The organism is Natrinema versiforme (genome assembly GCF_005576615.1).
GTDB lineage: Archaea > Halobacteriota > Halobacteria > Halobacteriales > Natrialbaceae > Natrinema > Natrinema versiforme_A.
Genome location: NZ_CP040331.1, coordinates 155039 through 167494, shown reverse-complemented (window position 1 = coordinate 167494; position 12456 = coordinate 155039). Strand labels below are relative to the sequence as shown.

At 59.5% G+C, this 12456-nt stretch carries 13 protein-coding genes and 1 pseudogene; 10 read left to right on the top strand and 4 right to left on the bottom strand.

Annotated features, from left to right (window positions below):
• Nucleotides 1–131: 131 nt before the first annotated feature.
• The gene (locus tag FEJ81_RS19470; RefSeq protein ID WP_138246940.1) at nt 132–857 is read left to right on the top strand and encodes a DsbA family protein; all 726 of its coding nucleotides are present in this window, start codon (nt 132–134) and stop codon (nt 855–857) included.
• A gap of 57 nt (nt 858–914) precedes the next feature.
• Here FEJ81_RS19470 and FEJ81_RS19465 read toward each other — a convergent pair whose 3' ends face one another.
• Both FEJ81_RS19465 and FEJ81_RS19460 read right to left on the bottom strand, forming a co-directional pair.
• Nucleotides 915–1475, bottom strand: coding sequence for a class I SAM-dependent methyltransferase (locus FEJ81_RS19465; protein WP_138246939.1), 561 nt, complete (start codon nt 1473–1475; stop codon nt 915–917).
• A 2-nt stretch (nt 1476–1477) separates the two neighbouring features.
• Complete coding sequence (locus FEJ81_RS19460) at nt 1478–1918, bottom strand: DUF302 domain-containing protein (RefSeq protein WP_138246938.1); 441 nt, start codon at nt 1916–1918, stop codon at nt 1478–1480.
• A gap of 270 nt (nt 1919–2188) precedes the next feature.
• Here FEJ81_RS19460 and FEJ81_RS19455 point away from each other — a divergent pair, with 270 nt between their 5' ends.
• Together FEJ81_RS19455 and FEJ81_RS23885 are read left to right on the top strand one after the other, a co-directional pair.
• Nucleotides 2189–2455 carry a hypothetical protein gene (locus tag FEJ81_RS19455; protein ID WP_006111129.1) on the top strand — a complete coding sequence of 89 codons (267 nt, stop codon included), beginning with the start codon at nt 2189–2191 and terminating at the stop codon, nt 2453–2455.
• 175 nt (nt 2456–2630) lie between these two features.
• Nucleotides 2631–3068 (top strand): annotated as a pseudogene (locus FEJ81_RS23885) (FAD-dependent oxidoreductase); the annotation flags it as partial.
• A gap of 136 nt (nt 3069–3204) precedes the next feature.
• On the opposite strand, the gene FEJ81_RS19445 reads toward FEJ81_RS23885, so the two are convergent.
• A complete protein-coding gene (locus FEJ81_RS19445) occupies nt 3205–3558 on the bottom strand; it encodes a DsrE family protein (RefSeq protein WP_175416493.1) in 354 nt (117 codons plus the stop codon).
• A 255-nt stretch (nt 3559–3813) separates the two neighbouring features.
• Here FEJ81_RS19445 and FEJ81_RS19440 point away from each other — a divergent pair, with 255 nt between their 5' ends.
• The 3 genes from FEJ81_RS19440 to FEJ81_RS19430 all read left to right on the top strand — a co-directional run bounded on the left by FEJ81_RS19440 (nt 3814) and on the right by FEJ81_RS19430 (nt 8026).
• Entirely contained in the window at nt 3814–4971 is a 1158-nt protein-coding gene (locus FEJ81_RS19440; RefSeq protein WP_138246937.1) for an aminotransferase class V-fold PLP-dependent enzyme, read from the top strand.
• Between the two features lie 42 nt (nt 4972–5013).
• Nucleotides 5014–6807 carry a bifunctional metallophosphatase/5'-nucleotidase gene (locus tag FEJ81_RS19435; protein ID WP_138246936.1) on the top strand — a complete coding sequence of 598 codons (1794 nt, stop codon included), beginning with the start codon at nt 5014–5016 and terminating at the stop codon, nt 6805–6807.
• Nucleotides 6808–6877: 70 nt separating this feature from the next.
• On the top strand, nt 6878–8026 hold the full coding sequence (locus tag FEJ81_RS19430; protein WP_138246935.1) for an MBL fold metallo-hydrolase: 1149 nt from the start codon (nt 6878–6880) through the stop codon (nt 8024–8026).
• Between the two features lie 166 nt (nt 8027–8192).
• Here the strand turns inward: FEJ81_RS19430 and FEJ81_RS19425 are convergent, their stop codons facing one another.
• Nucleotides 8193–8576, bottom strand: coding sequence for a DUF302 domain-containing protein (locus FEJ81_RS19425; RefSeq protein ID WP_138246934.1), 384 nt, complete (start codon nt 8574–8576; stop codon nt 8193–8195).
• Nucleotides 8577–8685: 109 nt separating this feature from the next.
• On the opposite strand from FEJ81_RS19425, the gene FEJ81_RS19420 reads away from it, so the two are divergent.
• The 4 genes from FEJ81_RS19420 to FEJ81_RS19405 all read left to right on the top strand — a co-directional run bounded on the left by FEJ81_RS19420 (nt 8686) and on the right by FEJ81_RS19405 (nt 12144).
• Nucleotides 8686–9348, top strand: coding sequence for a class I SAM-dependent methyltransferase (locus tag FEJ81_RS19420; protein ID WP_138246933.1), 663 nt, complete (start codon nt 8686–8688; stop codon nt 9346–9348).
• Nucleotides 9349–9566: 218 nt separating this feature from the next.
• A complete protein-coding gene (trxA, locus tag FEJ81_RS19415) occupies nt 9567–9923 on the top strand; it encodes a thioredoxin (protein WP_138246932.1) in 357 nt (118 codons plus the stop codon).
• Entirely contained in the window at nt 9920–10963 is a 1044-nt protein-coding gene (locus FEJ81_RS19410; RefSeq protein ID WP_138246931.1) for an NAD(P)/FAD-dependent oxidoreductase, read from the top strand. Before trxA ends, FEJ81_RS19410 begins: the two co-directional genes overlap by 4 nt.
• A 161-nt stretch (nt 10964–11124) precedes the next feature.
• Complete coding sequence (locus FEJ81_RS19405) at nt 11125–12144, top strand: NAD(P)/FAD-dependent oxidoreductase (protein WP_175416492.1); 1020 nt, start codon at nt 11125–11127, stop codon at nt 12142–12144.
• Nucleotides 12145–12456 lie beyond the last annotated feature (312 nt).

Below are 12456 nucleotides of genomic sequence, written 5' to 3'. Positions count from 1 at the left end.
CGTCGGACCGTCGCGAGCGAGTGAATGGGCAAATCGGAGCGGAACGGACGAGATCCCGATCCGATTTGCTGGCCTAGCAAATCGGCGGATCCGTTTAGGGCCGGTAGCATAAATGTGAGCGCGAACAATCGATGTCGCTCGATCAGCCGTCTCGTCGCGCTCTCGTTACGGGTCTCGTTGGAACTCTCAGCGTCGGCGGTGCTTACTATCTCACACGATCCGACGACGCAGCTCACGACCTCTCCCCGTCGTTTCACTCGAGCGACGAGACATCGAACCTCGGCGTCGAATTGCAGGGGAAGCCGATTATGGGTGCGTCCGATGCACCGCTCGATATCTACTACTGGACGGACTTCCAGTGTCCGTTCTGCGAACAGTTCGAACGGGAGACGCTCCCCGACCTCATTCGAAAGTACGTCGAACAGGGTACGGTCCGAATCATATTCATCTCGCTGCCGTACTTCGGTGCTGACTCGATGACGGCCGCGATCGGCGGCAAGTGCGTATGGGACCAGGTTCGCGACGCCGACCCATCGACGTACTGGGACTGGCATGCGGCGATCTTCGAGGAACAGGGAGAGAAGAACTCCGGCTGGGCCACAGCCGAGAATCTCCTCGAGTACACGCGCTCGGTCGACGGCGTCGACGCCGACTCGCTCGAGTCGTGTCTCGACGATCGACGATCGGCGCTCGAAGACGAGATCAACGCGGATAGCGAGCAAGCACGCTCGTTTGGCGTTGGGGGGACGCCGACATTCTCCGTCTTCGATCCGGACTCCGAATCCGTCGGGACGCTCGTCGGCGCACAGCCCATCGAGCGCTTCGACGAGGCGATCGAACGGATCAGAGACGCGTAATTCTCTTTCAAGGGAAGAATACTCGTCCCTGTTCCGGTCAGGACACCGATTCCACCCTTACTCGAGCGTCGCGATCAGCAGGAAGGTCTCCGGTCGGACGGCCTCGTGTTCGATGGCGAACCCGACCTCGCGGAGGGCGTCCGCCGCCTCGTCGGCGCTGTAGCGCTCGTCGACCGGCGGCCCGTTCTCGCCGGTTCCGGTGGCTGCCCAATCGACGACGACGAGTCGGCCGTCGGCAGCGAGGACCCGGCGAATTTCGGCCAGCGCCGCGTCACTCGAGAACTCGTGGTAGGTCATCGTCGAGAACGCGGCATCGACGCCGCCGTCGTCGAACGGCAGGTCGCTCACGTCGCTGGTCACGAGATCGACGTTCTCCGGGACGCCCTTCTCCCGGTAGTACTCGTGCATCTCCTCCTGAACGTCGACCGCGTAGACCTCGCCGGCGTGTGGTGCGACGTCGTCGGTGAAAAAGCCGGTCCCACTGCCGAGGTCAGCGACGGTGTCGTCCGGCGAGAGCGAGAGCGCCCACAGCAGCTCCTCGGCCGAGACGAACCGATAGCGCCGTCCGGCCACCTCTAACTTGTCCGCTCGCTCGGCGTCGAACGTGTGATATCCCATGGTTACAGGTCCTCGAACGCAGTATCGACCAGTTCGCCGGTCTCCGCCACGATGTCTTCCATCTCGTCGTCGTTCGATGCTATTCCGACGAGCCGCGCGATCCGCATGATCGAGACGTGGTAGACGCGCTGTTGACCGGGTTCTTCCTCCCAGACGACGACGTTACACGGGAACAGCGCACCGAGTTTCCCGTCGGTCGCCTCGAGTGCCCGGTCGGCGACCGACGGATTACACGCACCGAGGACGTAGTAGGGGTCGCGGTCGGCATCGACCTTCTCGTTGAGCAGTTCCGACGGCGAGAACTCGACGGGAACGCCGAACCCCGCGTCGGTGAATACCTCGCGGACGCGCTCGATCGCCTCCTCGTGGTCCATCTCGAGGGTCGTCTGTTTCGCACCGATGTCGTCCGGATCGATTTGACTGGGATCGATTGGTAGCGTCATTCGTGTATAGTATTGGGCTCACCACAAAAATCAGTTCTGGGTTCCACCGTCGACCGTTACGGGACAACCGTCGATTCGTGGGAGTACACTACCGTGCGCTGCTCCAGCGAAAACCGGGCGGACGAATCGCGTGTAGGAGCCTCCTGCATCGTTCGACAAGCGAGTGGGCACGTAGCAGAGGGATATCGGGCGGGCGGTCAGTTTGAGACCGCAATCGCTGACTCGGAAAATCGACCGAACACATATTCCCTTCTGTCCTCAAATTCACGTATGAGTTCGGACGTTTCCAGTCAATCGCTGCTCGGGCTGGCAGGGCTCGCGAGCCTCTGTTGTATCGGACCGGGGACCGCCGCCATCGCCGGCGGGACGTCAGTCGGAATGATCGCTGGAGTCGTACAGGGAGCGGTGATCTTCGCAGTGCTCGGCGTCATCGCGCTACTGATCCGAGTGCGCTCGAACTGTTCGTGTTCGGCCCGTGACGCGGACCGGGAAGCGCAGCGGTCCCCGAGTGTGGAGCGAAACGCTGACCTCGAGTAATCCATCGACGCAAGCGGTGGACGCTTCCACACTGATCGTGACATTGGAGACCGTACCGAACTCGTCGAACAGAGACTCGTGACGAGAGATGCTATCGAAGCAATATCTGTATTAGTTTGTATAGTATTGGGTATATACAGAAATACCTTAGGCGCTACCGTCCTATTCCTCACGTATGACTGAGACATTCGTCGTTATCGGCGGTGACGCCGCGGGAATGAGCGCCGCGAGCAAGGCGAAACGCGAGGATCCCGAGCGGGAGGTGATCGTCTTCGAGAAAGGGGAGTGGGTCTCCTACGCCGCCTGCGGGATGCCCTACTACGTGAAGGGCGCGGTGGACGACCTGGACGACCTCGTTACCGTGACGCCCGAGGAGTTCCGGGAGGGACGGGATGTCGACCTGCGAATGAGCGCAGAGGTCGTCGGTATCGATCTCGACGCGCAGACGGTGACGGTCGAGACCTGCGACGAGACGGACGAACAGCCCTACGACGACCTCCTCGTCGCGACCGGCGGCGGCGACGCGAAGACACTTCGAAACGCCGGCGTTCCGACGGTAGAGTTCGCGCTCGCGACGGATACCGTCCACGCGGTCGACGAGTACACGACCGTCGACGCGCTCATCGGGAACGCGATGGTGTACGCGCGCCTGCCCGAAGTATGGGCGTCTGCAGTCGACAGGATGGATCCATCCGGATAGCACTCCGACGCTCGAGCGCTCCGCTGTGCAGGGTATCCGGAACCGATCACTATCCGATCGTCAGCACTCGATCGGCAGTCGTCACGACCTCAAGGAGATCGTTCATCGTCGAGATTGGGCAGACCTCGCTCCCATCGCTGTTTCGGATGTCCAGACAGGTGCCACAGGCCAGCAACTCCCCGCCGGCCTCGTCAAACTCCTCCATTCGATTCCGTACGTCGAACTGATCGTCCGTGATCTCCTCGGCTTCGACACCGTCGCCGAGCAGGAACACTGACACGTCGTTTCCGTTCTCTAGTGCGGTGATTCCAAGACGAAAGGCGTTCCACGCGCGTTCGGGGTCGCTGGTTTCGAGTACGATTCCCAATTGTTCCCCAGTGTCGTCGCCTCCTAGTTCAGACATGTATTGTACTATAGTCCCAATATAATATAATACTGTCGCCTCCGATCAGGTGTGCAATAACGTTCAGTGGTCACGATAGTTGTTGCCGAATCGCCAGGAACGGTTCTCCGGATGAACGAAGTGTTCGAGATGGGGCTGGGGACCGGTTTCTTGCAACCCCCGTTACTCGTCGGTGAATTGCTCGTTCACGGCGACTGCTCTCAGTATTTCATAGTAAACCCAAGAATATTATCTACTGCGTTCGTAAGATACCGTATGCAATCGAGTCCGACGATGACGCCGACCGAGTTCAGGGCGGATATCCCTGCCTTACAGGAGGGAACCTATCTCAACTTCGGCGCTCACGGTCCAAGTCCGAAATATGTCGTCGATGCCGCCGACGAGTTCGTCCGCGAGCACGAGTACGAGTCACCGGTTGGCGACCACCCCTACGAGACGGCGTTCCGAGCGTTTGACCGGACTCGAGAGCGGGTCGGGTCGTTTGTCGGCGCCAACCCGGACGAGATCGCGCTCACCGAGAGTACGACGGCTGGGATCAACGCCGTCGCCAACGCGATCGACTGGCAGCCCGGCGACATCGTCGTGCGGACGGACCTCGAGCATCCCGCCGGAATCCTCCCGTGGCAACGCCTCGAGCGGGAAGGCGTCGAGGTTCGAATCGTCGAGACCGAGGACGGCCGCATCGATCTCGAGCGTTTCGCCGAGGCCGTCACGGATGCCAGAGTCGCCTGCTTCAGCGCGGTCACGTGGACCCACGGGACGCAGCTTCCGGTAGGGAAACTGGTTGATATCGCCCACGACGCTGGTGCGCTTGCGCTCGTCGACGCCGTACAGGTCCCCGGACAACTACCAATGAACGTCGCGGAGTGGGGTGCTGATGCGGTCGCTGCTGCCGGCCATAAGTGGCTGCTCGGGCTGTGGGGCGGCGGCTTCCTCTACGTCGACCGTGACGTCGCTGAGGGTTTCGAGCCGCGAACGGTCGGCTATCGAAGCGTCGAGACGCCATCCGACGATCCCTACAAGTACGCAGCCGGCGCACGTCGGTTCGAAGTTGGGTCAGCGAACCCGGCACCCCACGTCGCGCTCCGGGAAGCAATCAACGTGATCGATGAAGTCGGGATCGACCAGATCGAAGACCGCGTCCGCCGTCTCGCCGGTCGACTAGTAGACGGTGTCCCCGTTGACCGTCTTCTCAGCCCCTCAGTGCCGGAGTCGGGGCTCGTGACCATCGATGTTGACGATCCGGCGACGACGGTCGAACGGCTGGCTGCCGACGGGATCGTCGTTCGAGCACTGCCATCTCCGACCGCCGTTCGAGCGTCCGTCCACGCAGTCAATACTGCAAACGACATCGATCGACTGCTCGACGGACTGGAGCAAGAGTGGGAATCGCGGGAGCACAATGCAGGGTAACGGCTTGAGTACATGCTCTCGTAGGTGGTGAAAGAGCATCGCATGGATCTCGACACGGAATACATGAAGGAGTGGAAACGGCTCGACGGATCGGACGCGGCTGACCGCGATCAGGGACAAGTACCGGACGTAGTCTGTCTCCACGTCAGCGACCTGCACGGCCAGCTCGTTCCCGAATATCACGTCTACTACGATAATCCCGAATCGAGCCCCGATTTCGACTTCGGTGGCAACGACCGGATCCTCCGGCGCGGCGGCGGGATCCCGCTGTTAGCCGGCAAACTCAAAGAGATCCGCTCGGCTACCGATGAGACGCTTACGCTGATGAGCGGCGACACGTTCCACGGCACCGCGGTGACGACGTACACGAAGGGCAGGGCGATGCTAGAACCGATAACCGAGCACGTCGATCCGGACGTGTACGTTCCGGGGAACTGGGACTTTGGGAACGAGGCCGCCGAGGACAGGAACCTGCGGAACCTGATGGACGAACTCGAGGCGCAGGTGTTAGCGAACAACCTCTACGGGCCAGATGCGGACGGGTTGCTGTTCGACCCCTACACGATTGAACGTGCGAACGGCGTCGACGTCGGAATCGTCGGGATGACGAACGTCTACGTCGACCGTATGGCGCCGGCGTTCCATGAGGGAAAGTACCGGTTCGGAAAACACCCAGCGTTGCTCGAGGAAGCCGCAGAATCCGTACGCAACGAGGGTGCCGATGTCGTCCTCGCGGTCACCGAGATCGGACTGCCGTGGGCCGTCCAAGCGGCGAAGGACATCGAGAGTATCGATGTTCTGTTCAGTGCGCATACTCACGAGTACACTCACGATCCGATCCTGATCGATAAGACGGAGACGCTCGTCGTCGAATCAGGAACGGGCGACGGACTTGGACGCGTGGACCTCCACATCGATGACGACGGCGTCGCATTTCGCCACATCCTCTATTGTCTCGCCGAAGACCACGACTACACATCCGACCCGGCACCGATGGCCGAACGGACGGTTGCGGATATTCGATCGCCGTTCTTCGACGACGAAACTTCCTACGAGCGAGGGGACGGAACCCTCGAGCGGCCGCTGGACACAGTCGTCGGGAGGACGGAGGCGTCGCTCGATCGACAATCGTTCCTCGAGAGCGACTGGAACGCGCTGTTCGCCGACGCACTACGAACGTACTTCGGCACCGAATTAGCGGTCACCCACGGCTTCCGTTACGGTCCAGCAGTTCCCGCCGGCGAGATAACGCTCGAGCACCTATATCAAGCGTTTCCGATGACCGCACCAGTGGCCCGCGGCGAAGCGTACGGTCAGCAGCTGCTGAACCACATGGAGGCGTTCCTCACTGACAACTTCACACCGTACGTTTACGAGCAAGAGGACGGTCGTGTCCGGAACTACTCTTCGAACGTGGAGGTGATCATCGATCCGACCGCGAAACGCGAACGCAGACTCGTCGATCTCGTCGTCGACGGGGAACCGATCGATCCCGAAGCGCGCTACTCGATCGCGACGTTTACCCGTCCCGGTGATCCCGAACGTGATCTCGGAAACTGCGGCTTCCCGTTCCAAGATATCGACATTGAAGACGGCATCGTTCCGGTTGACGTTGTCGTCGACTACCTCGAGGACTACTCGCCGATCGATTACGAGGAGACGACGCTCGTCCAGACGCCCGACAACGGCGGATGGGTCCAGAATACGCCCGCTGACGGACCATACCCGTACGTCCAACCGGGTGTTGATTACGCCGGCGGAGATGAGTACTGCGAGACGCGGTTAATCCCAACCAGGACCCGCTTCCCCGAGAGCGGACGAAATCCATACCGGTAGCCGAGGATGCCTATGCAGGGATGAGAACTATCGGCGGCCTCGCACCAGATAGTATTGTAAGGTGATTCCAATGGTGAACCAAATTTCCCCTGAACGGCTCGCGGATATGATTGACTCAAACGAGTCGTTCACGCTCGTCGATACGCGCCCTGAAGATAGTTACGAAGGCTGGCGTATTCACGGCGCCGAGAACATCCCGTTCGGTCCGGGCAACGAGTTCGGGGACGAGGAACTCGAGCGCGTTGAGGAGGCCAAAGACGGAGATACAGTAGTCGCGATCTGTGGAAAGGGGCTTACATCGACGCCGTTCAGCTTCGAACTCGAGCAACACGGCTACGACGACGTGTCCGTCGTGAAGGGCGGTATGGAGGATTGGAGCAAAGTCTACGAGGTCGTTCCTGTCGAGACCGAAAACGACGACCTCGTTATCCTTCAACTGCAGCGACGGGCAAAGGGTTGTCTCGGTTACATCGTCGGATCGAAACGTAGCGAATCGGCGGTCGTCATCGATCCGACCAGACAAACAGATCAGTTCAAGATCGTCGCCGAGGAGGCCGGACTCACGATCGAGCGCGTCCTCGACACTCACGTCCACGCCGACCACATCTCGGGCGGACCGAAACTGGCGGCGGAGCTGGACGTCCCCTACCATCTTGGAGAACACGCGAGCGAGCGGGGCGTCGAGTACGACTACGAACCCCTCACCGACGGCGAGACGATCGAACTCGGCGGGATCGAGATCGAAACGCTACATACGCCAGGGCACACGACCGAGATGGTCAACTATCTCGTCGATGGCGAGGCGCTGCTGACCGGCGACACGCTGTTCGTCGAGTCCGTCGGACGGACGGAGCTTCAGTTCGGCGATGAAGATGCGGCAAGCGGCGCCGAACTGCTATACGAATCGATTCACGACACCATCCTCGAGTTACCGGAGGAGACGCGGATCCTTCCGGGCCACGTGTCGGTCACGGAGGACAACCAATACGAGGTCGGCTCGCCTGGCGAACTGATCAGCGCTCGACTAGGTGACCTCCGCGACGACCTCGACCTGCTGGGACTGGACGAGGACGAGTTCGTGGACCGATTGGTCGACAATGCGCCCGACAAGCCACCGAACTACGAGCGCGTGATCGAGATCAACACGGGTTCGGAGCCACCTGAGGACGAGTCCGAGGCGACGGAACTCGAGTTAGGGCCAAATAACTGCGCGGCCTAGTTCGCGCAGTCAGACTCGAATCGGTTCTGTACGGTCGATCATCGGTTCCGTGGCACGTCTTCTCCATTGGAATCCTTCCAGTCACCTCCTGCCCTGTTTTCTTTGTGAAATTCGCCCTTCGCTTGGGACGACAGGAGCGATCATGAATGGCTGCACCGGACCCGAACTATAACGACTCGAGAACGCGTTCGAAGCGTTCGTAAGCATCGTCACCGATCGGGTCGAGTTCGTCGTCGTCAGCGACACCAATCAGACGCTGCGGGTCGACCGCGCTAACGACGACGCCGTCGTCATCGTCGTACACGACGACGTTACACGGGAGCAACGTCCCGAGTTCGAGATCGTGCTCGAGTCCCTGATGGGCCAACTGCGGATTGCACGCACCCAGGATTCTATACTGCCGGAAGTCCTCGTCGAGTTTCTTTTTCAGCGTTTCCCGGACGTCGATATCGCAGAGCACGCCGAACCCCTCGTCCTCAAGGGTGTCGATCGTTTTCTCGACGATGTCGTCAAACTCGCCTTCGACTTGTGTACGAAGCGTATAGGACATACTGTACGACTGATTTCGAGAACGGTCGTAGTTGGGGTAGCACCAGCAAGCCTGCAGCACGTGCGTCAGTTGAGGAAGACTGTAGTCCGTCCACGATGAAGGGAGTACTATGGTTTCTCGTCGTACCGTACGAGCGATCGCCGCCCTGCTCGGACTCACGCTGCTCGCCGGACTCGGATACGCCCTTCGGTGGCGATCGAACCCATCACCGTGCCCGTACGCCCAGCGCCACGCGATCAACTTCCCGCGTCCGGTCATTACTCGCTCCCGGCTGCGCGACGTACTCAAGCCCCAGCCCAGTGAACGTCTTCTCGAGGTCGGACCGGGAACCGGCTACTATACCGGGATGGTCGCACGGGCAATCGAACCGTCGGGGACACTGCACGCCGTGGACGTCCAATCGGAGATGGTCGAACACGTCCGAACGCGAATGCGACAGGAAGGGAACCCGAACGTCGAACCGATCCGCAGCGACGCACGATCGCTTCCGTATCCGGACGACACGTTCGACGCTGCGTATCTGATCTTAGTCCTCGGGGAAATTCCTGACCAAGAGCGAGCCCTCGACGAACTCGAGCGGGTTTTGAAACCCGACGGTCGACTCGTCATCGGTGAGTCTCTCCCCGACCCGCACTTCGTCGGGTTCGAAGGGCTGCGACGCCGTGTCGAACAGCGGGGACTGACGTTCGGCGCGCGCGTCGGAACGCGAGTTGGGTATTTCACCCGCTTTGACGCGGCTATTTCAGATCGGTCGGCCGACTCTGTCGAATGAGCGGTTGTTAGGTTACTGTGCAAAACCGATCGGGACGGTTCGACCGACGAAAGCGTTGTCACGTCTCTTCAATCATCCTCACCGAACCTCTACTTAGCGCGGTCCACGGATCGGTTCATTCGTCGTAGTGTGAAGAATGAAGACAGCCTCTACTATGGCCCATATATTGTACAATTCTCACAAAACCTTTAAACACTATCAGTCCATACGTAGTGGTGATGGCAACTGATGCACGCGGTGCCTCCGGAGAATCGCTCGACGAACCGATCTACATCGAGGGGAGAAGCCACCTCGAGGACGTCACAACGGCGCACGATGTCGTTCTCGTGGACTTCTACGCCGACTGGTGTGGCCCCTGTCAGATGCTCAATCCCGTCCTCGAGCAGCTCGCGGACACGACCGAGGCCGTGATCGCCAAGGTCGACGTCGACGAACACCAGCAACTCGCGGGCTCGTTCGGCGTTCGGGGTGTGCCAACGCTAGCCCTCTTCGCTGACGGCGAGCAGGTCGAACAGCAGTCCGGCGCGCTGCCGGAAGACCGACTCCGTAGCCTGATCGAGAGATACACCGAATGAACGAGGAAACAGACACGATCGCGGATGTTCGCAACGTAGTGATCGTCGGTTCCGGCGTCGCCGGCCTCTCCGCGGCCGTCTACGCCGCGCGGGCCGACCTCGAGCCGTTGGTGCTCGAAGGACCCGAACCGGGCGGCCAACTGACGCTGACGACCGACGTCGAGAACTACCTCGGCTTCCCTGAGGGCGTCGGCGGGATGGAGCTGATTCAAAACGGGAAGGATCAGGCCGAGCGCTTCGGCGCTGAGTTCACCCACGGCACTGTCGAAAACGCGATGCTCGCAGAGCGGCCGTTCGAACTCGAACTCTCGAACGGCGACACGTTGCAAACGCGTGCGCTGATCGTCGCGAGCGGCGCGAGCGCTCGCTGGGTCGGCGCCGAGAACGAAGACGAACTGATGGGCTACGGACTCTCCACGTGTGCGACCTGCGACGGCGCATTCCACCGCGGTGACGACGTCCTCGTGATCGGCGGCGGCGATTCGGCGATGGAAGAGGCGCTCTTCCTCGCGAAGTTCGCCAATAATGTGACAATCGTTCACCGTCGCGAGGAACTGCGCGCCTCCGAGATCATGGCCGACCGCGCCCGCGACAACGAAACTATCGAGTTCCGCTGGAACACGGAACTCGAGGCGATACACGGCTCGCAGGAGGAGGGCGTCACCAGCGCGACGCTCGTCTCGCATCCCGACGGCTATCCCGCGAAGAAGGCCGCGACCGGCGTCGACGTCGACCGAGAGTCCGTCGATGTCGGCGGCGTGTTCTACGCCATCGGCCACACACCGAACACCGAGTTCCTCGGCGGAACCACCGTCAATCGCGACGAAAGTGGCTACCTCTACACTCGAACCGACGACGCCGGCCGCGCGACGACTGAGACGGCGGTCGAGGGCGTCTTCGCCGCCGGCGACGTCGCTGATCCGCACTATCAACAGGCGGTCACCGCTGCCGGAACCGGCAGCATGGCAGCACTCGATGCCGAAGCGCACCTCGAGACGCTCGAGCGAACAGAAGAGGCCGCATTTGAGATTCCTCTGTAGCTGGAAACATGCATTCTATGAATTATTAGATTAGGAACGGCTGCTCAGTAAGTCTATAGAATTCAAGAACTAGAACTCACTCGCTGTCTTTGTCACTGTATCCACAATATCACGCCAATTTCGAACCACCATTTTATGTGTCGATATCGGACGAAGAGACGATGGCTACTGATTCAACTGTTCACGATTACGAAGTTCTCGTCGTCGGAGGCGGTCCGGCTGGAATGACCGCAGCGCTGTATACGACGCGACTCGGTCATCGAACGGCCGTCGTCGATCGAGGCGGTGGACGCGCAGCGATGATGCAAGAGGTTCACAATTTACTGGGTGTCACGGAGGAGACATCCGGGAACGAATTTCTCTCGGTTGGTAGAGACCAACTTCGGGAGTACGGGTGCGATGTTCACACTGATCTACTCGTCTCCTGTGATAGCAATGAGGATGGTTCGATCCGTCTCTGCGGAAACAATGCTGACTATCGCACAGAGTACGTTGTTCTCGCGACGGGATTCAACGATGTCCGCCCAGAACCGCCACTACCGCGGACCGGCCGTGGACTCCACTACTGCTTGCACTGTGATGCCTACATGTTCGTCGATGAACCCGTCTACGTCATGGGATACGGGGAGAGCGCTGCACACGTAGCTGCGATCATGCTGAACTTCACCGACGATGTCGATCTACTCACTCGCAATGATAGCCCTGAATGGAGCGACAAGACGGCAACGATGCTCTCGAACCATCCGATCGATATCATTCACGAGGACATCACTGGCGTTCAAAACGACAAAGATAGCTGGTTAGCAGCCCTCGAGTTCGAAGACGGCATGGTTCGCGAGTACAAGGGTGGTTTTGCCATGTACGGTGCCGAGTACAACAACGGTATAGCCCGCAACCTCGACTGTGATATCAATGATGATGGGACGGTCGTCGTTGATGATCACGGGCAGACAACAGTCGATCGCGTCTATGCAGTGGGAGACCTGACACCTGGGCATAATCAACTCCCGATTGCATTGGGCGAAGGAGCAAAGGCTGGTATTTCATTGCATTTCGAGTTACGTGAATTTCCCCGCGATCTCGACGTCATCGAGGAACAGGGTCCAGTCCGGTCCGATGAAGTTCCAGGGATTCCCGACGAACTTCTCGAGCAAGAAGTCGAATTCCACACATATGACTGAATGACTATAGAATAGATACGATGCAGAATCAACTCGAACATTTCCCAAAATAGCTCATCTTCCGAAACTGTGAGCGGAAGTGGATTGTTAAGTTGCGAACGACACGAAACATTCACGGGTTCTCTTCTACAGAATACCCTTGACAAAATATTTTGCCATAATATCAAATCGTATATGATTGTGTAGCTTCTATTGTATTTCATCCGATATCTATTCAATTACAAGAAAACACAGAATTTTATCCAATGCCGGATAGACTATCCGATTCTGTTAGTGTCTGAAGTTTCAACAGGGTCACCTTGCTAGCGTTCG